This window comes from Kineococcus auxinigenes (assembly GCF_050871525.1).
In the GTDB taxonomy this organism is placed as follows: domain Bacteria; phylum Actinomycetota; class Actinomycetes; order Actinomycetales; family Kineococcaceae; genus Kineococcus.
In genome coordinates, this window is record NZ_JBKBCT010000014.1 from 26,136 (window position 1) to 42,995 (window position 16,860).

Annotated in this window: 15 protein-coding genes; 4 read left to right on the forward strand and 11 right to left on the reverse strand. The window is 73.4% G+C overall.

Annotation, left to right across the window (positions count from 1 at the left end; genetic code table 11):
- The 6 genes from ACRYR9_RS06635 to iolC all read right to left on the reverse strand — a co-directional run bounded on the left by ACRYR9_RS06635 (position 1) and on the right by iolC (position 6,951).
- Complete coding sequence (locus ACRYR9_RS06635; protein WP_432494777.1) at positions 1 to 996, reverse strand: sugar ABC transporter substrate-binding protein; 996 nt, start codon at positions 994 to 996, stop codon at positions 1 to 3.
- Positions 997 to 1,134: 138 nt separating this feature from the next.
- Positions 1,135 to 2,031, reverse strand: a complete 897-nt coding sequence (locus tag ACRYR9_RS06640; RefSeq protein WP_432494779.1) for a sugar phosphate isomerase/epimerase family protein — start codon at positions 2,029 to 2,031, stop codon at positions 1,135 to 1,137.
- Positions 2,032 to 2,219: 188 nt separating this feature from the next.
- Positions 2,220 to 4,151, reverse strand: coding sequence for a 3D-(3,5/4)-trihydroxycyclohexane-1,2-dione acylhydrolase (decyclizing) (gene iolD / locus ACRYR9_RS06645; protein WP_432494781.1), 1,932 nt, complete (start codon positions 4,149 to 4,151; stop codon positions 2,220 to 2,222).
- 37 nt (positions 4,152 to 4,188) lie between these two features.
- The gene (gene iolB, locus ACRYR9_RS06650) at positions 4,189 to 5,088 is read right to left on the reverse strand and encodes a 5-deoxy-glucuronate isomerase (RefSeq protein WP_432494783.1); all 900 of its coding nucleotides are present in this window, start codon (positions 5,086 to 5,088) and stop codon (positions 4,189 to 4,191) included.
- Between the two features lie 35 nt (positions 5,089 to 5,123).
- Complete coding sequence (locus ACRYR9_RS06655) at positions 5,124 to 6,017, reverse strand: Cgl0159 family (beta/alpha)8-fold protein (RefSeq protein ID WP_432494785.1); 894 nt, start codon at positions 6,015 to 6,017, stop codon at positions 5,124 to 5,126.
- On the reverse strand, positions 6,010 to 6,951 hold the full coding sequence (gene iolC / locus ACRYR9_RS06660; RefSeq protein ID WP_432494836.1) for a 5-dehydro-2-deoxygluconokinase: 942 nt from the start codon (positions 6,949 to 6,951) through the stop codon (positions 6,010 to 6,012). The genes ACRYR9_RS06655 and iolC overlap by 8 nt, the downstream gene beginning before the upstream one ends.
- 318 nt (positions 6,952 to 7,269) lie before the next feature.
- On the opposite strand from iolC, the gene ACRYR9_RS06665 reads away from it, so the two are divergent.
- The 4 genes from ACRYR9_RS06665 to ACRYR9_RS06680 all read left to right on the forward strand — a co-directional run bounded on the left by ACRYR9_RS06665 (position 7,270) and on the right by ACRYR9_RS06680 (position 11,161).
- A complete protein-coding gene (locus ACRYR9_RS06665) occupies positions 7,270 to 8,007 on the forward strand; it encodes a GntR family transcriptional regulator (protein WP_432494787.1) in 738 nt (245 codons plus the stop codon).
- A gap of 50 nt (positions 8,008 to 8,057) precedes the next feature.
- Positions 8,058 to 8,834 carry an SDR family oxidoreductase gene (locus ACRYR9_RS06670; protein WP_432494789.1) on the forward strand — a complete coding sequence of 259 codons (777 nt, stop codon included), beginning with the start codon at positions 8,058 to 8,060 and terminating at the stop codon, positions 8,832 to 8,834.
- A gap of 73 nt (positions 8,835 to 8,907) precedes the next feature.
- Positions 8,908 to 9,930 (forward strand): Gfo/Idh/MocA family protein, encoded by a 1,023-nt coding sequence (locus ACRYR9_RS06675; RefSeq protein WP_432494792.1) that lies wholly within the window; start codon positions 8,908 to 8,910, stop codon positions 9,928 to 9,930.
- 43 nt (positions 9,931 to 9,973) lie between these two features.
- Positions 9,974 to 11,161: a phytanoyl-CoA dioxygenase family protein gene (locus ACRYR9_RS06680; protein WP_432494794.1), complete on the forward strand. Its 1,188-nt coding sequence runs from the start codon at positions 9,974 to 9,976 to the stop codon at positions 11,159 to 11,161.
- 75 nt (positions 11,162 to 11,236) lie between these two features.
- Here the strand turns inward: ACRYR9_RS06680 and ACRYR9_RS06685 are convergent, their stop codons facing one another.
- The 5 genes from ACRYR9_RS06685 to purS form a co-directional block, all read right to left on the reverse strand.
- Positions 11,237 to 11,605, reverse strand: coding sequence for a universal stress protein (locus ACRYR9_RS06685; RefSeq protein WP_432494796.1), 369 nt, complete (start codon positions 11,603 to 11,605; stop codon positions 11,237 to 11,239).
- A 63-nt stretch (positions 11,606 to 11,668) separates the two neighbouring features.
- Positions 11,669 to 13,126, reverse strand: coding sequence for a sugar porter family MFS transporter (locus ACRYR9_RS06690; protein WP_432494798.1), 1,458 nt, complete (start codon positions 13,124 to 13,126; stop codon positions 11,669 to 11,671).
- A 448-nt stretch (positions 13,127 to 13,574) separates the two neighbouring features.
- Positions 13,575 to 15,920: a phosphoribosylformylglycinamidine synthase subunit PurL gene (gene purL, locus ACRYR9_RS06695; protein ID WP_432494800.1), complete on the reverse strand. Its 2,346-nt coding sequence runs from the start codon at positions 15,918 to 15,920 to the stop codon at positions 13,575 to 13,577.
- Positions 15,917 to 16,597 carry a phosphoribosylformylglycinamidine synthase subunit PurQ gene (purQ, locus tag ACRYR9_RS06700; RefSeq protein WP_432494802.1) on the reverse strand — a complete coding sequence of 227 codons (681 nt, stop codon included), beginning with the start codon at positions 16,595 to 16,597 and terminating at the stop codon, positions 15,917 to 15,919. Before purQ ends, purL begins: the two co-directional genes overlap by 4 nt.
- Positions 16,594 to 16,854, reverse strand: coding sequence for a phosphoribosylformylglycinamidine synthase subunit PurS (gene purS / locus ACRYR9_RS06705; RefSeq protein WP_432494804.1), 261 nt, complete (start codon positions 16,852 to 16,854; stop codon positions 16,594 to 16,596). Before purS ends, purQ begins: the two co-directional genes overlap by 4 nt.
- Positions 16,855 to 16,860 lie beyond the last annotated feature (6 nt).

Here is a 16,860-nt window from a genome sequence, read left to right on the forward strand (position 1 = left end):
TCACCTGGTCCCGCCGGCGGCGAACTCCGCCACGCGGTCGACGTTGGTGGAGTCGATGAACGACGGGCCGGTCAGCGTGGGCTGCCCACCACCGATGGTGTTGCCGTTGGTGTTGTACAGCCACAGCGAGTCCACGGCCAGGTAGCCCTGCAGGTAGGGCTGCTGGTCGATCGCCCACTGCACGTCGCCGTCCTGGATGGCGCCGATCAGCTCCTCGTTGGTGTCGAAGGTGACCACCTGCGCCTCGCTGCCGGCCGCGTCCACGGACTGCACGGCCGTCATCGCGAACGGCGCACCCAGGGTGACGACGCGGTCGATGCTCGGGGACTGCTGCAGCTTCGAGGTGATCGCCTGCTGCACCGACGGCATGTCGGTGCCGGTCACGTACAGCACCTCGCTGGTGCCGTTGAAGGTGTTGTCCACACCGCGGCAGCGCGCCTCCAGGCCGACGTGGCCCTGCTCCTGGATGACGCAGAGCTCGTGCTGGGCGCCCTCCTCGGTCAGCCTCGTGCCGGCGGCCTCGCCGGCCAGCTCCTCGTCCTGGCCGAAGTAGCCCACGGCACCGGACTCCTGCCAGTCCTCGAAACCGCCGTTGAAGGCGACCACGGGGATGCCCGCCTCCGTGGCCGCCTGCACCACCGGGGTCAGGGCGTCCGCCTTGGCCAGGGTGACCGCGATGCCGTCCACCCCGGAGTCGATCGCGCTCTGGACCAGGTTGACCTGGTCGCCGGCCTCGGGCGCGCCCTGGAAGTTCAGCTCGACGTTGTCCTTGGCCGCGGCGTCCTCGGCTCCGGAGCGCACGATGTCCCAGAAGGTGTCCCCCGGGGCGGCGTGGGTGATCATCGCGATCTCCATGCGGGGGGTGTCGGCGACCCCCGCGGCCGCCTCGTCCCCTCCGGTCTCCTCACGTCCACCGGAGGAGCTGCAGCCGGCCACGGTCATCGCGGCCACGGCCACGAACGCGGCGGCGGCGGTCCTGTGCGAGCGAATCCTCATCGATCCGTTCCCTTCTCCCCGGGCGTCGTCGGCCCGCTGGCGTGGAGCCCGCTGTTCCTCAGCGGGGTGGTGCGGCGGTGCGGGTGGTGCGGGTGGAGCGCGCGCCGGCCACCCGGGTCGGGGGCCGACAGCGCGGGCTCAGGCCTGCGGGAGCCGGCAGGAGCGCAGGTAGCTGAAGGTGCGCTTGGCGATGGGCAGCGGGGCGTCGAAGGCGACCGGGTAGAGGTCCTGCTCGACGATGGCGAAGACGTCACGCCCCAGATCTTCCAGGGCGTCCAGGATGGGCGGCATGTCGGGGACCCCCTGCGGGGGCTCCACCATCGCGCCGAGCTTGACGGCGTCGCCGAAGCCGAGGTCCTCGGCCTTCACCTTCGCGACCACCTGCGGGTCCACCTGCTTGAGGTGGGCGTAGGCGATGCGGTCGGGGTACCGGCGGATGATCTCCAGGTTGTCCCCGCCGGAGTAGCTGACGTGGCCGGTGTCCAGGCAGAGCTTCACCGCGTCGGGGTCGGTCATCTCCAGGAAGCGCTCGATCTCGTCCTGGGTGTCGACGTGGGTGTCGGCGTGGGAGTGGAACGCCATCTGCAGGCCGTAGCCGTCCTTGATCGCCCGGCCGAGGCGGTCCATGCCGGAGGCCAGCCGCTGCCAGCCCTCCTCGTCCAGGGTGCGCGGCTCCAGGGCCTCACCGGTCTTGTCGCTGCGCCACTGGCCGGGGATGACCACCAGGTGGGTGCCGCCCATCGCGCGGGTCAGCTCCGCGACCTCCTCGACCTGGGCCCACGCCTCGTCGTAGTGGTCCGGGCGGTGCAGGGCGGCGAAGATGGTGCCGGCGGAGACCTTGAGGTTCCGCGGCGCCAGCGCGTCGGCCAGCTGCTGCGGATCGGTCGGCAGGTAGCCGTACGGGCCCAGCTCGATCCACTCGTAGCCGGCCTCGGCGACCTCGTCGAGGAAGCGGGTCCACGGGGTCTGCAGCGGGTCGTCGGCGAACCAGACGCCCCAGGAGTCGGGGGCCGATCCGATGGTGATGCGGCTCACTTCAGAACCCTCCACGTCGTCGTGTTCCTGCACCGTCCGCCCAGCACCACCTGCGGGCACGGGAACTGTCGCGCGCCCTGCGCGACCTGTCAAGCATTTGTCCGGACATTCTGACCTGGTGGCGCTCGGCCCGCCCGTTCCCGCCGCGCCCAGGAGCGCGGCGGGAACGTCCCCTCCCCCGGCGGGCGTCAGAGCAGCGGGCGCTGGCGCGCCTTGTGCGCCTCGTACTCCGCGCGGGCGGACTGCGTCGAGGCCAGGTGGGAGACCTCGGAGACGGGCACGTCCCACCAGCCGCCACCGTCGGGCGCCTCGGAGTACAGGTCGGTCTCCACGTGCACCAGCGTGGACTCCTCGGACGCCTTGGCGTCCTGCAGCGCCGCCACGAGCTCGGCGCGGGTGCTCACGCGCAGCACGCGCACCCCCAGGCTCTCGGCGTTGGCGGCCAGGTCCACGGGGAGCTTGTCGCCGGCCAGGTGGCCCTGCTCGTCGCGGTAGCGGTACTTCGTGCCGTAGCGCTGCGAGCCGCGCGACTCCGACAGCGCGCCGATGGAGGCGAAGCCGTGGTTCTGCAGCAGCACCACGATCACCTTCACCCGCTCCTGCACGGCCGTGACCAGCTCGGTGGGCATCATCAGGTAGGAACCGTCCCCGACCGTGATGAAGACGTCCCGGTCCGGCGCGGCCATCCGGACCCCGATGCCGCCGGGGATCTCGTAGCCCATGCAGGAGTACCCGTACTCGACGTGGTAGCCCTTGCGGTCGCGCGTGCGCCACATGCTGTGCAGGTCGCCCGGCAGCGAGCCGGCCGCGCACACCACGACGTCGCGCGCGTCCGCGACCTCGTCGACGGCGCCGAGCACCTCGGCCTGCGCCAGCACGCCGTTGCGCTCCCCCAGCCCGGAGCGGTAGTAGCTCTCCACCACGGCGTCCCACTCGCGGTTCAGGCGCGCTGCGCGCTCCCGGTACTCGTCGGGCGTGGAGAAGCCCTCCAGGGCGGCCCCCAGGGCCTCGAGCGCCTCCCGGGCGTCCGCGAGCACCGGCAGCCCGGCGTGCTTCACGCTGTCCAGCCCGGCGACGTTGATGTTGACGAACCGCACGTCCGGGTTCTGGAACGCCGTGCGCGAGGCCGTGGTGAAGTCCTGGTAGCGGGTCCCGATGCCGATGACGAGGTCCGCCTCGGCGGCGATCTCGTTGGCCGCGGTGGTGCCGGTGGAACCGATCGCCCCCAGGCACAGCGGGTGGTCGTACGGCAGGGTGCCCTTGCCGGCCTGCGACTGGCCCACCGGGATGCCGGTGGCCTCCACGAACGCGCGCAGCGCGTCGTCGGCGCCCGAGTAGGTCACGCCGCCGCCGGCGACGACCATCGGCGCCTTCGCGGCGCGGACCAGCGCGGCCGCCTCCTGGATCAGCGCCTTCTCCGGCACCGGGCGGGCGATGCGCCAGGTGCGCTCGCGGAACAGCTCCGCCGGCCAGTCGTGCGCCTCGGCCTGCACGTCCTGGGGCAGGCAGACCGTGGCCGCGCCGGTCTGCGCGGGATCGGTCAGCACGCGCATCGCCCCCAGCAGGGCCGCGGGCAGCTGCTCGGGGCGCCACACGCGGTCGAAGAAGCGCGACAGCGGCCGGAAGGCGTCGTTGACGGAGACGTCGTAGCCGTAGTCGTGCTCCAGCTCCTGCAGCACCGGGGAGGCGACGCGGGTGGCGAAGACGTCGCTGGGCAGCAGCAGCACGGGGATGCGGTTGACGGTGGCCAGCGCCGCGCCGGTGAGCATGTTCGACGAGCCCGGGCCGATGGATGCCGTCACGGCCATCGCCTGCAGCCGGTCCTTCTGGCGGGCGTAGCCGACGGCGGTGTGCACCATCGCCTGCTCGTTGCGCCCGGTGATGTACGGCACCTGCGCCGCGGGCTTCCAGCCGTCGCCGGCGTCGGCCTCCAGCTCGGCCTCCAGCAGCGCCTGCCCGACGCCGGCCACGTTGCCGTGGCCGAAGATGCCCAGCACGCCGCCGAAGAACTGCTGGCGCTGCCCGTCGCGCTCGGTGAACTGGCAGCTGAGGAACCGCACGACCGCCTGGGCGACGGTCAGGCGGACGGTGCCCGCCGGGTTCGGGGTGGGTGCGCTCATGGCGATCGGCTCCGATCGGTTCGTGCGGGGAGGGGTTTCAGGCGCCGGTGGGCGCGGAGTAGAGGGGCAGCCGGGGGTCGACGTCCTGCTCGTCCCACGTGCCGCGGACCCACCCGTGGGCGGGGTCGTCGCAGATCTTCCAGGCCCGCTCGTCCTCCGGGCCGGCCATGACGTTGAGGTAGTACATGTCGTGCGAGGGCGAGGCGATGGACGGGCCGTGCCAGCCGTGCGGGATGAGCACGACGTCGCCGGAACGCACCTCCTCCAGCACGTCGATCGGCCGCTCCGGGTCGCCGTACACGCGCTGGTAGCCCAGGCCGGCCTCCGCGCCGGGGGTGCCGGTGGGAGCCAGCGAGCGGAACTCGAAGTAGTAGACCTCCTCCAGCTCGCTCTCCACGTCGCTGGTGCGGTCGTGCCGGTGCGGCGGGTACGAGGACCAGTTCGCCGCCGGGGTGAGCACCTCGCAGGCGATGAGCTTGTCGGTCTCGAACGCCTGCGGGGTGGCGAAGTTGTTGACCTGCCGGCTGCACCGGCCCGCCCCCCGCAGCTCCACGGCGACCCCGGAGGCGGGGCCGTAGCGGAACGGCAGGCGGCGGCGGGCACGGGCGCCGGGGAACGAGAGCACTGCGCCGTCGCGGCTGGAGACGCGGACGGTGCTGTCGCGGCCGACGTAGGCGAAGTCGCTGACCGCGTCGAACACGCTGCTGCGGCCGGCCAGGTCGATCACCTCGCCGTCCACCTCGACGCGCGCGGCGCCCGACAGCGGCAGGACGAGCAGTTCCTCCTCCCCCGTGGCGAACTCGTGGGCGGCACCCGGGGCGAGGGTGAGGGTGCGCAGGCTGGAGAAGCCCCAGCCGGCGTCCTCGGGCGTCACCACGAGGTCGAACCCGTCGCGGGCGGCGCTGCCGCGGGGCAGGTGCAGGGCGTTGTCCGCCACGTCGGTCGATCCTCTTCCTCTGTCGGGTGGTGGGTTCAGTGCACGAGCGAGGCGGCGGTGCGCACGGCACCGGCCACGTCGTCGTCCGGCGGGTACAGCAGGGTGCGCCCGACGGTCAGCCCACGCACCGAGGGCAGGGCCAGCGCCTTCTGCCAGGTCGCGAACGTCTCCTCCGGGGAGGTGACCGGGTCCCCGCCCAGCAGGACCGTGGGCAGCGTCGTGGCCTCCATGACGCGCTCCATCCCCTCCACCACGGGCACCTTCAGCCAGGTGTACGCGGTGGTGCGGCCGAGGGCCTGGGCCACGTTGACGGACTTGATGACGCCCTCGGCGGTCAGGTCGTGCACGACCTTGCCGTCCACCCAGCGCGACCAGAACGGCTCGATCATCGCGACGAGCCGACGCTCGGACAGTTCGCTGATGGCCTGCGCGGAGGCGGTCAGGGTCGGCAGCGTGCCGGGGTCGTCCAGCGCGATGCGGGTGAGGAACTTGCCGCCGTCGAGGTTGGCGTCGGCGATCGCCTGCGCGTCGTAGCCGGTGAAGCGGTCGTCGAGCTCGAACGAGGCGCCCTGCAGGCCGCCGCGGTTCATCGAGCCGAAGACGACCTTGCCCTCCAGCGCCCCCATGAGGGTGAGGTCCTCGATGATGTCGGCGCTGCCGAGCAGCCCGTCCACGCCGGGGTCGGCCAGCGCCACGCGCAGGCGGTCCAGCAGTTCGGTGCGGCTGGCCATGGCCATGGGGCGCGCGCCCACGCCGTTGGCGCCGCGCGCCGGGTGGTCGGCGGCCACGATCATCAGGCGGCCGTCGGCGGGCAGCAGCTGCCGGCGGCGGCGGCGCGCCCGGGACAGCTCGGCGATGCGCTCGGGCTGGAACGCGCGGACGTCGGAGACCTCCGCGTAGTCCTTGGCGAAGGAGGGGTTCTCAGGCACGGGCGGCGACCTCCTGCAGCAGGGCCTCGACCTCGGCGGTCGTCGGCATGGCGGTGGAGCACTCGCGGCGGGTGGCGACGATCGCCCCGGCGGCGTTGGCGAACCTCAGCACGTGCTCGAGGTCCCAGCCGGACAGCAGCCCGTGGCACAGGGCGCCGCCGAAACCGTCACCGGCACCCAGGCCGTTGACGACCTCCACGGGGGTCGGGGGCACCTCGACGACCCGGGTGCCGGAGCCGTCGCGGGTCATGCCGAGCACGCCGCGCGGGCCCTGCTTGACGACGGCGATCTCGACGCCGGCGTCCAGCAGCGCCTCGGCGGCGCGGCGGGGCTCGGTCTCGCCGACGGCGACCTCGCACTCCTCCTTGTTGCCGACCGCGACGGTGACGTGCGGCAGTGCCCGACGGACCTGCTCGGTGGCCTCGGCCGGGTCCTCCCAGAACATCGGCCGGTAGTCCAGGTCCAGGACCGTCAGCGGCTTGCGGGCGCGGGCGCCCCACGCGGCGTGGTGGGCACCGCGGCTGGGCTCCTCGCTCAGGCCGGTGACGGTCGCCCAGAACACCCCGGCGCCGGCGATCGCGTCCAGGTCCAGCTCCTCGGCGCGGATCTGCAGGTCCGGCGCGGTCGGCTGGCGGTAGAAGAGCAGCGGGAAGTGGTCCGGCGGGTACATCTCGCAGAACGCCAGCGGGGTGTTCAGCCCGTCGACGCCGGAGACGAAGGCGTCGGAGACGCCGAACTCCGCCAGCGCCTTGTGGACGAACGTGCCGAAGGCGTCGTGGCCGGTGCGGGTGACGACGGCGGCGGACCGGCCGTGGCGGGCGGCGGCGACCGCGACGTTGGTGGCGCTGCCACCCAGGTACTTGCCGAAGGTCTCGACGTCCTCCAGCCCCACACCGTCCTGCAGGGGGTAGATGTCGACCCCGACCCTGCCCATCGTCACCACGTCGAACGCGGCGCTGCTGCTCACGCGAGCCTCCCTCGAATCTCGTCGGGCCTCGTTCCGGCGGAGCCGGAGCACTGCCCGGGAGGGAGCGCTCCGGTGCGCCCTGGAGCGGTGCGTCCCTCCCGGGCACGTGCGTCGCCCGGGCCGCATCGGCGCGGTGACAGCACCCAGCCTGACCTCCCGCCCCGAACGCTGTCAAGCATATGTCAGGACAAATCGACATGCTGACGTGAAAGCCACCCTCGGGCTAGCATGGCGCGACGGCCGGCAGCGGCTGAGCAACGACGCTGAGCACAGGAGCCCCCCGCGGTGGACGACCTCTTCGACGACCTCGACCGGTCAAGCCCGGTCCCCCTCTACTTCCAGGTCGCCCGGCAGATCGAGCAGGCCATCGAGGGCGGCAAGCTGCCCCCCGGTTCCCGGCTGGAGAACGAGATCACCCTGGCCGACCGGCTGGGCCTGTCCCGGCCCACGATGCGGCGGGCCATCCAGCAGCTCGTCGACAAGGGCCTGCTGGTGCGCAAGCGCGGCGTGGGCACGCAGGTCGTGCACGGGCAGGTCACCCGCCCCGTGGAGCTGACCAGCCTGCACGACGACCTCGCGGCCAACGGCCAGCGCCCCGCCACGCAGGTCCTCGTGCACGAGGTCGTCCCCGCCCCCGGCGAGGTCGCCGCCTGCCTGGCGGTCGCCGAGGACAGCCCCGTGCTGCACCTGCGGCGCCTGCGCCTGTCCGCCGACGAGCCGCTGGCCGTGCTGGAGAACTGGCTGCCCGAGCAGTTCACCGACCTGGCCGAGACCAGCCTGGCCGAGCGGGGCCTGTACCAGCTGCTGCGCTCGCGGGGGGTGGGGATGCGCGTGGCCCGCCAGCGCATCGGGGCCCGGCGCGCCACCGTCGAGGAGTGCTCGCTGCTCGACGAGACCCGCGGCAGCCCCCTGCTGACGATGGAGCGCACCACCCACGACGACTCCGGCCGGGCCGTGGAGTGGGGCCGGCACGTCTACCGCGCCAGCCGCTACGCCTTCGAGGTCACCCTCGTCGACCGCTGACCGCACCACGGCGTCCACCCGGCCGCCGATCCCGCACCAGGAGGAGGACCGTGGCGCTGCTGCCCGGCAAAGTCGTGCTCGTCAGCGGAGGGACCCAGGGGGTGGGTGCGGCGGTAGCGCGGGCCGCCGCCCGCGAGGGTGCCGCCGTCGTGGTCACCGGGCGACGACCGGACGTCGGCGAGGCCCTGGTCGCCGGGCTGACCGCCACGGGCGCGCAGGCGTCGTTCGTGCGCACCGACGTCGCCGACGTCACCTCCGCCCGGGCGTCGGTGGCCGCGACCGTCGAGCGGCACGGCCGGGTGGACTGCCTCGTCAACGCCGCCGGGCTCACCGCTCGCGGCACGCTGCTGGACACCACCCCGGAACTGTTCGACGCCCACGTCGCGGTGAACGTGCGCGGGCCCTTCTTCCTGATGCAGGCGGTCGTCCGCGACATGCTCTCCCGCGGTGCGCCCGGGACGGTCGTCAACGTCATCTCCTCCTCGGAGCACGGCGGGCAGCCGTACCTGGCCCCTTACGTCGCGGCCAAGGCGGGGCTCGCCGGGCTGACCCGCAACGTCGCGCACGCGCACCGCTTCGACCGCATCCGCGTCAACGGCCTGGACATCGGCTGGACCGACACGGAGGGCGAGGACGCCACCCAGCGCGAGTTCCACGGCGCGACCGGCGGGTGGGCCGAGCGGGCCGGACGCGACCTCCCGATGGGCCGGCTCGGGCAGGTCGACGAGATCGCCGACATGGTCGTCTTCCTGCTCTCCGACCGTTCCGGCGTCGTCACCGGGTCGGTGCTCGACTGGGACCAGAACGTCCTCGGCGGCCTGGACTGACACTCACCGCCCCGTGGAACCGGCACCACCCGCAGAACCACACCCCGGACCCCGCGCAACCCTGGAGGAACCCGTGCGCCTCGGACTGATCGGCCTGGGGCGCATCGGCGCCTTCCACGCCGCCACCCTCACCGGCCTGGAGGCCGTGGACTCGCTCGTCGTCGCCGACGTGGCCCCCGGCGCGGCGCAGGCGGTGGCCGAGCGCCACCCCGGCCGCGTCGTGGCCGTGTCCGGGACGGGTGAGGTCCTCGCCTCCGGCGTCGACGGCCTCGTCGTCGCCGCCGCGACCGACGCCCACCCCGAGCTGATCCTGGCCGCCGTGGACGCGGGGCTGCCGGTGTTCTGCGAGAAGCCCGTCGCCCGGGCGGCCGCCGACGCGGTGGACGTGCTGCGCCGCGTCGAGGCTGCGGGGGTCCCCGTGCAGATCGGGTACAACCGGCGCTTCGACGCCGCCGTGGCCGCGGCCCGCGAGGCGGTCGCCTCCGGCGCCCTCGGGCGCCTGCACACGGTGCGCTCCACCACGATGGACCCCGCTCCACCGCCGGCGGCGTACGTCGCCGGCTCCGGCGGGATCTTCCGCGACTGCAGCGTCCACGACTTCGACACCGTGCGGTTCGTCACCGGCCGGGAGGTCGTGGAGGTGTACGCCACCGGCAGTGCGAACGGCGACCCGGTCTTCGCCGAGAACGGCGACGTGGACACCTCCGCGGCCGTCCTCACGCTCGACGACGGCGCGCTGGCCCTGGTGTCCAACACCCGCTACAACGCCCGCGGCTACGACGTGCGCCTGGAGCTGCACGGCACGGCCGACAGCGTCGCCGCCGGTCTGGACGACCGCCTGCCGCTGCGCTCGCTGGAGCCGGGCACGACCTTCCCCGCCGGGGCGCCGCACGAGTTCTTCATGGACCGCTTCGCCGACGCCTACCGCGCCGAGCTGTGCGCGTTCACCGAGGTCGTCGCCGGGACCCGCCCCTCGCCGTGCACCGTCGCCGACGCCGTGGAGGCCGGCTGGATCGCCGAGGCGTGCACGCTCTCGCTGCGCGAGCACCGGCCCGTGCGCGTCGACGAGGTCCGGACGGGAGGAACCCCGGCCTGACCCCGATCCGTTCCCCGCCCCAGACGACAGAGAGGCCCGCCCGATGCCCACCTCCCCCACCACGCCGAGCAGCCCCGCCTGGTTCACCCCGGCCGACTGCGACCTGGACGCCTTCCGCGCCGTCGTCGAGCAGGAGACCCAGCTGAGCGGCTACCCGCACGCCGACGCCGTCGAGCAGGGCGTCCTCGTCTACGGCGAGCGGCTGCGCGGCGCCCTGGCCGACGCGACCGCCCGGCGCGAGGTGCAGACCGAACTCGTGCACGCCCTCGCCGACGGCCCCGGGATCGTGGTGTTCTCCGGCGCCTTCGACGCAGGAGCCGTGGATCGCGCCGGCACGGTGTTCCGCGCGCTGATCGACGAGCAGAGGGCCGCCGGGGTCGCCGGCGGCGACCACTTCGCCAAGCCCGGTGCGAACGACCGCGTGTGGGGCGCGCTGGACAAGTTCGCCGTGCGCGATCCAGAGGCGTTCTGCGACTACTACGCCAACGACGTGCTCGCCCTGGTCTGCGAGGCGTGGCTGGGCCGCGGCTACCAGGTCACCTCGCAGGTCAACGTCGTCAACCCCGGCGGCACCGCGCAGCGCGCGCACCGCGACTACCACCTGGGGTTCATGGACCGCGAGCAGGCGCTGGGCTACCCCGCGCACGTGCACGCCCTGTCCCCGGCGCTCACCCTGCAGGGCGCCGTCGCGCACGTGGACATGCCCGTGGAGACCGGACCGACGCTGTACCTGCCGCACTCGCAGAAGTACCCGGCCGGCTACGTCGCCTTCCACCAGCCGGAGTTCACCGCGTACTTCGACGCCCACCGCGTGCAGCTGCCGCTGCGCAAGGGCGACGCGGTGTTCTTCAACCCCGCCCTCTTCCACGGCGCGGGGTCCAACGTGTCCGCCGACGTCAAGCGCATGGCGAACCTGCTGCAGGTCTCCTCCGCGTTCGGCCGGGCCATGGAGACGGTGGACACCACCGCCGCGAGCTCGGCGGTGTTCGGGGCGCTGCGCGCGCAGCGCGCGGCGGGGGCGGGCGAGCGCGCGCTGCGCAACGTCGTGGCCGTGGCCGCCGAGGCGTACGCGTTCCCCACGAACCTCGACCGCGACCAGCCGATCGGGGGGCTGGCACCGCAGACGCAGGCGGAGCTGCTGTGGCAGGCCGTGGAGGAGGGCTGGGAGCAGGACCGCCTGGACGACCAGCTGGCGGCCCACGAGGAGCGCCGGCGCACGGGCCTGCGCTGAGAGCCTCCGGGACGCACCGCGGCCCGCCACCCCGAGGGGGTGGCGGGCCGCGGTGCGTGCGGTGCTCCGGCGCGTTCAGCGCGGGTTCTGGGCGGGCAGCTTGACGGCGAGGATCGGCACGTCGGCCTCCATGAGCAGCTCCTGGGACAGGCTGCCCAGCACCGCCTTGCCGACGGGTGAGCGCCGGCGGACCCCGATCACCAGGCGGTGCACCGAACCCGCCCGCTCGGCGAGCGCGCCGAGCACCGCCTCCTCCCGGGAGCGGCGCGAGGGGCGCTCGACGACCTCCACACCCAGCCCCTCGGGGGCCTCGGAGAGGTCCAGCGGGCCCAGCTGCAGGTTCACGGCGACCAGGTCGGTCCCCAGCAGCTGCGCCTCCGCGTACGCGGCGCGCAGGGCGTTCTGCCCCTCGGCGGAGTCGGTCACGGCGACCATGACGGACATGCGGTCCTGCCTTCCCTCGACGTCTACAGCGTTCTCAGCAGCGCACGACCGGTGACCGCGCGCTCAGGAGTAGTCCCGGCGGAACTGCTCCTCCAGCTCCTCCAGCGACCGACCGCGCGTCTCGGGGACCGAGGTCTTGATGAAGACCAGGGCGGCGACGCCCAGCGCGGCGAAGATGAAGAACGTCGAGGAGATGCCGACCCCGGCGACCAGCTGCGGGAACGACAGGCCCACCAGGAAGTTCGTGACCCACAGCAGGAACACCGCCACGCCCAGGCCGAAGCCGCGCAGCTTCAGCGGGAAGATCTCCGCGAGCATCAGCCAGACGAGCGGGCCGATGGTCCCCTGCATGACGAACACGAACGCGACGACGAGCGCGAGGATGACGTAGCCGCGCAGGAGCCCCGGGGGCAGCACGGTGGAGAAGATCCCGACGAGCAGGTGGGCGACGGTCGTCCCGGTGAAGCCGACCAGCAGCATCGTTCGCCGGTCGACGCGGTTGATCAGCCGCAGGCCGACGAGGACGCCGGCGAGGGAGAAGGCGCCGTTGGCGGTGTTGGCGATGAGGGCGCCGTTGGCCGAGAACCCGACCTCCTGCAGCAGCTGCGTGCCGTAGTACATGATCGAGTTGATGCCGGTGAGCTGCTGGAAGACGGCCAGCCCGATGGCGATGAACAGGACCCGCCGCACCCACTCGGTGCCCAGGTCGGACCACCCGCCGACGTGGGCCTCCTTCTCCTCCTCGGCCAGGGCGTGGACCTCGGCGAGCTCGGCCTGCGCCCGCTCGGGGCTGCGGACCTGGCGCAGGACGTCGAGAGCCTCGGCGTCGCGCCCCTGGGAGACGAGCCAGCGCGGGCTCTCGGGCATGCGGAGCATGCCGAAGAACAGCGCCACGGCAGGCAGCGCCGCCACGGCGAGCATGTACCGCCAGACGTTCTCGTTCTCGCCCCAGACGTTGCCGATGATCGCGTTGACGACGAACGCGGCGAACTGCCCCGTCACGATCATGACCTCGTTGCGGGTGACGAGACCACCACGGCGCTCGGACGGGGAGATCTCCGCCAGGTAGACCGGCACGGTCACCGAGGCTCCACCGACCGCCAGGCCGAGCACGAAGCGGGCCACGACGAGCACGGTGAGGTTCGGGGAGAGCACGCACCCGACGGCGCCGGCGAAGAACAGGCCGGCCAGCAGCAGGATGTTCTTGCGGCGGCCCTGGCGGTCGGAGAGGCGCCCACCGAGGGCGGCACCCAAGGCGGCGCCGAGCAGCAGGATGCTGGTGACGAGCCCCTCGGTGAACGCGGTGAGGCCGAAGTAGGTCTCCATCGGCTCGAGCGCGCCGTTGATGACGCCGGTGTCGTAGCCGAACAGCAGGCCGCCGAAGGTGGCGACCACCGCGACCCGGCCCAGCCGTCGGGAGTGCGGACCGCGGCTGTCCGGGGGCAGCGGCACGGTCGTGGTCGCGCCGTGCCCCTGGACCGGGTGGTGCGCTGAGGAGGCGCCGTGCGTGGGTGAGGCCATGGGAGAACCCTTCGTGCGTGCTGCGTCGCAGCGTCGATCGGGTGCGGACGGCCGGGATCCCCGCCGGTCGTGCCGGCCGGGCCCGCTGCGGCTACGTGCCCGGGGCCGGCGACGCGCGGGTGCCGGGGGTCGCGCCCACGGCGACCCCTCGACCACCTCGTCCAGTCACCGCTGCTCCTCGGGTTCACCGTCGAACTCGTGCGGCCCGCACCGGTGGTGCGAGCGGGACGACCGTACGGACAGCCACGTTCTAATGTCAAGACATTCTGTCACTTGGGGGTGCGAGGCGGTGGAGCGGGATGCAGGCCCGCACTCGTCCAGGACGTGGAAGAACCTCACTCGCGACTGCTCCAACGACACGGTCCCCGCAACCCCCTGAGATCAGGGTGTTGCGGGGACCGATAGAACCCACGTCGCGCTGCGGGGCCCTCGGGACGGTGCCGGACCGTCAGGCGCCGAAGCGCGCCGGCAGCGTCGCGGTGTGCGCGGCGCGCAGCTCGGCGAGCGGCACGGTGAACAGCCCTTGCACGTCCAGGGCCGCCTCCTCGCCCTCGGAACCTGCGTCGGGGGCGTCGGTGACGCCGATGCGCAGGTGCGCCAGGCCGCGCGCGGTGCACATGTCGGTGAAACGGACCTCCTCCTCGCGGGGCACCGCGACGATCGCGCGGCCCGCCGACTCGGAGAACAGCGCCGTGAACGCGTCGACGCCGTCGCGCTCGCACAGCTCGTCCAGCCACACGCGCGCGCCCACGCCGAAGCGCAGCACCGACTCCACCAGGGCCTGGGCCAGGCCGCCGTCGGCGAGGTCGTGCGCGGCGTCCACCAGGCCGTCGCGCGAGCAGTTCACCAGCACGTCGGCCAGCAGCTTCTCGTGCGCGAGGTCCAGCACCGGCGGCAGCCCGCCGAGGTGCCCGTGCTCGGCCCACGCCCACTCCGAGCCGCCCAGCTCGTCGCGGGTGGTGCCCAGCAGGTAGACGTTCCGGCCGGTCTCGCGCCACCCCGACGGGGTGCGGCGCGAGACGTCGTCCAGCACGCCCAGCACGCCGATCACCGGGGTGGGCAGGACCGCGGAGTCCAGGCCGGCATCGCCGGTCTGGTTGTACAGCGAGACGTTGCCACCGGTGACGGGCACGCCCAGCGCCTCGCACGCCTCGGCCAGGCCCTGCACGGCCTCGGCGAACTGCCACATGACGCCCGGGTCCTCCGGGGAACCGAAGTTCAGGCAGTCGGTGACCGCCAGGGGCCTGGCGCCCGCGGTGGCGACGTTGCGGTACGCCTCCGCCAGGCAGAGCTGGGCGCCGGTGCGCGGGTCCAGCTTGGTGTAGCGGCCGTTGCCGTCCAGGCTCAGCGCCACCCCGAGGCCGCTCTCCTCGTCCACGCGCACCACCCCGGCGTCGTCCGGGGTGGCCAGGGTGGTGTTGCCCAGCACGTAGCGGTCGTACTGGTCGGTGACCCACGCGCGGCTGCACAGGTTCGGGGAGGCGAGCATCCGCAGCAGCGTGGCGCGCAGCTCCTCGCCCGTCGCCGGGCGCGGCAGGCGCTGCGCCGTGGGGGCGTCGGCCTGCAGGGCGTCCTGGGAGGCGGGGCGCTCGTACGGGCGCTGGTACACCGGGCCCTCGTGGGCCACCGTGCGCGGCGGCACGTCCACGACCGTCTCGCCGTGCCACTGCACCACGAGGTGGTCGCCGCCGGTGACCTCGCCGAGCACGGCGGCCTCGACGTCCCACCTGGCGGTCACCCGCAGGAACTCGTCGATGTTCGCCGGGGTGACCACGGCCATCATGCGCTCCTGCGACTCGCTCATGAGGATCTCCTCCGGCGAGAGGGAGGGGTCGCGCAGCGGCACCCGGTCCAGGTGGATGAGCATGCCGCCGTCGCCGGCGCTGGCCAGCTCGCTCGTCGCGCAGGACAGGCCCGCGCCGCCGAGGTCCTGGATGCCCTCCACCAGGCCGGCGTGGAACAGCTCCAGGCAGCACTCGATGAGCACCTTCTCCTGGAACGGGTCGCCCACCTGCACGGCGGGGCGCTTGCTGGGGCCGCCGGCCTCGAACGTCTCGGACGCCAGCACCGACACCCCGCCGATGCCGTCGCCGCCGGTGCGGGCGCCGAAGAGCACCACGAGGTTGCCCACGCCGCGCGCGTTCGCCAGGTGCAGGTCCTCGTGCCGCAGGGCGCCCACGCACAGGGCGTTGACCAGCGGGTTGCCCTGGTACGAGGGGTCGAAGAAGACCTCGCCGCCGATGTTGGGCAGACCGATGCAGTTGCCGTACCCGCCGACGCCGGAGACCACGCCGGGCACCACCCGGGCGGTGTCGGGGTGGTCGATCGCCCCGAAGCGCAGCGAGTCCATGACGGCGATCGGGCGCGCACCCATCGCCATGATGTCGCGGATGATGCCGCCGACACCGGTGGCCGCGCCCTGGTAGGGCTCGACGTAGCTGGGGTGGTTGTGGCTCTCCACCTTGAACGTCACGGCCCAGCCGTCGCCGACGTCCACGACGCCGGCGTTCTCGCCGATGCCCACCATGAGGTGCTTCTTCATCTCGTCGGTGGTGTGCTCGCCGAAGGTGCGCAGGTGCACCTTGGAGGACTTGTAGGAGCAGTGCTCGCTCCACATCACCGAGTACATCGCCAGCTCCGCGCCCGTGGGCCGGCGGCCCAGGATCTCGCGGATGCGCTCGTACTCGTCGGCCTTCAGGCCCAGCTCGGCCCACGGCTGCTCGTGCCCGGGGGTGGTGGCGGCCCGCTCGACGGTGTCCAGGGCGCGCGCGGTCGGCACGACGGGGGCGCTCACGCGCCCACCGCCGCCAGGCCGGCGCCCAGCACGGACGCGAACAGGCCCAGCCCGTCGGTGCCGGGGCCGTAGCCGGCCTCCACCGCGTGCTCGGGGTGCGGCATGAGGCCCACGACGTTGCCGCGCTCGTTGGCGATGCCGGCGATGTCGCGCAGCGAGCCGTTGGGGTTGGCGCCCAGGTACCGGAAGACCACGCGGCCCTCGCCCTCCAGGCGGTCCAGGGTCTCGGCGTCGGCGACGAAGCCGCCCTCGCCGTTCTTCAGCGGCACCGTGATCTCGGCGCCGGCCTCGAAGGCGGACGTCCACGCCGTCGCGGTGGACTCCACGCGCAGGCGCTGGTCCGTGCACACGAACTTCTGGTGGTCGTTGCGCACCAGGGCGCCGGGCAGCAGGTGCGACTCGCACAGCACCTGGAAGCCGTTGCAGATGCCCAGGACGGGCAGGCCGCGCTGAGCGCCGGCGACGACCTCGCCCATGACGGGCGCGAAGCTGGCGATGGCCCCGCAGCGCAGGTAGTCGCCGTAGGAGAACCCGCCGGGCAGCACGACGGCGTCCACGCCGCGCAGGTCCGCGTCGGCGTGCCAGAGGGCCACCGGCTCGGCGCCGGCCAGGCGCACCGCGCGCCGGGCGTCGCCGTCGTCCAGGGAGCCGGGGAAGGTGACGACGCCGACCTTCACGCGGGCACCTCCCCCGCGGCGCGGACGGAGACGACGTCCTCGATGACCGGGTTGGACAGCAGCTTCTCGGCCGCGGCGCGAGCCTGCTCGAGGACCTCCGGGGTGACCTCCCCGTCGACCTCCAGCTCGAACCGCTTGCCCTGGCGGACGCCGGTGAAGGCGTCGAAGCCCAGTCGCGGCAGGGCGCCGACGACGGCCTTGCCCTGCGGGTCGAGGATCTCGGGTTTCGGCATGACGTCGATGACGACGCGGCCCATGCGCGG

What these genes read in the sequence shown, in the direction of transcription:
- ACRYR9_RS06635 (WP_432494777.1), bottom strand. Translation starts at nt 996, where the DNA reads ATGAGGATTCGCTCGCACAGGACCGCCGCCGCCGCGTTCGTGGCCGTG.
- iolD (WP_432494781.1), bottom strand. Translation starts at nt 4,151, where the DNA reads ATGAGCGCACCCACCCCGAACCCGGCGGGCACCGTCCGCCTGACCGTC.
- iolC (WP_432494836.1), bottom strand. Translation starts at nt 6,951, where the DNA reads ATGGGCAGGGTCGGGGTCGACATCTACCCCCTGCAGGACGGTGTGGGG.
- ACRYR9_RS06680 (WP_432494794.1), top strand. Translation starts at nt 9,974, where the DNA reads ATGCCCACCTCCCCCACCACGCCGAGCAGCCCCGCCTGGTTCACCCCG.
- ACRYR9_RS06685 (WP_432494796.1), bottom strand. Translation starts at nt 11,605, where the DNA reads ATGTCCGTCATGGTCGCCGTGACCGACTCCGCCGAGGGGCAGAACGCC.
- ACRYR9_RS06690 (WP_432494798.1), bottom strand. Translation starts at nt 13,126, where the DNA reads ATGGCCTCACCCACGCACGGCGCCTCCTCAGCGCACCACCCGGTCCAG.
- purS (WP_432494804.1), bottom strand. Translation starts at nt 16,854, where the DNA reads ATGGGCCGCGTCGTCATCGACGTCATGCCGAAACCCGAGATCCTCGAC.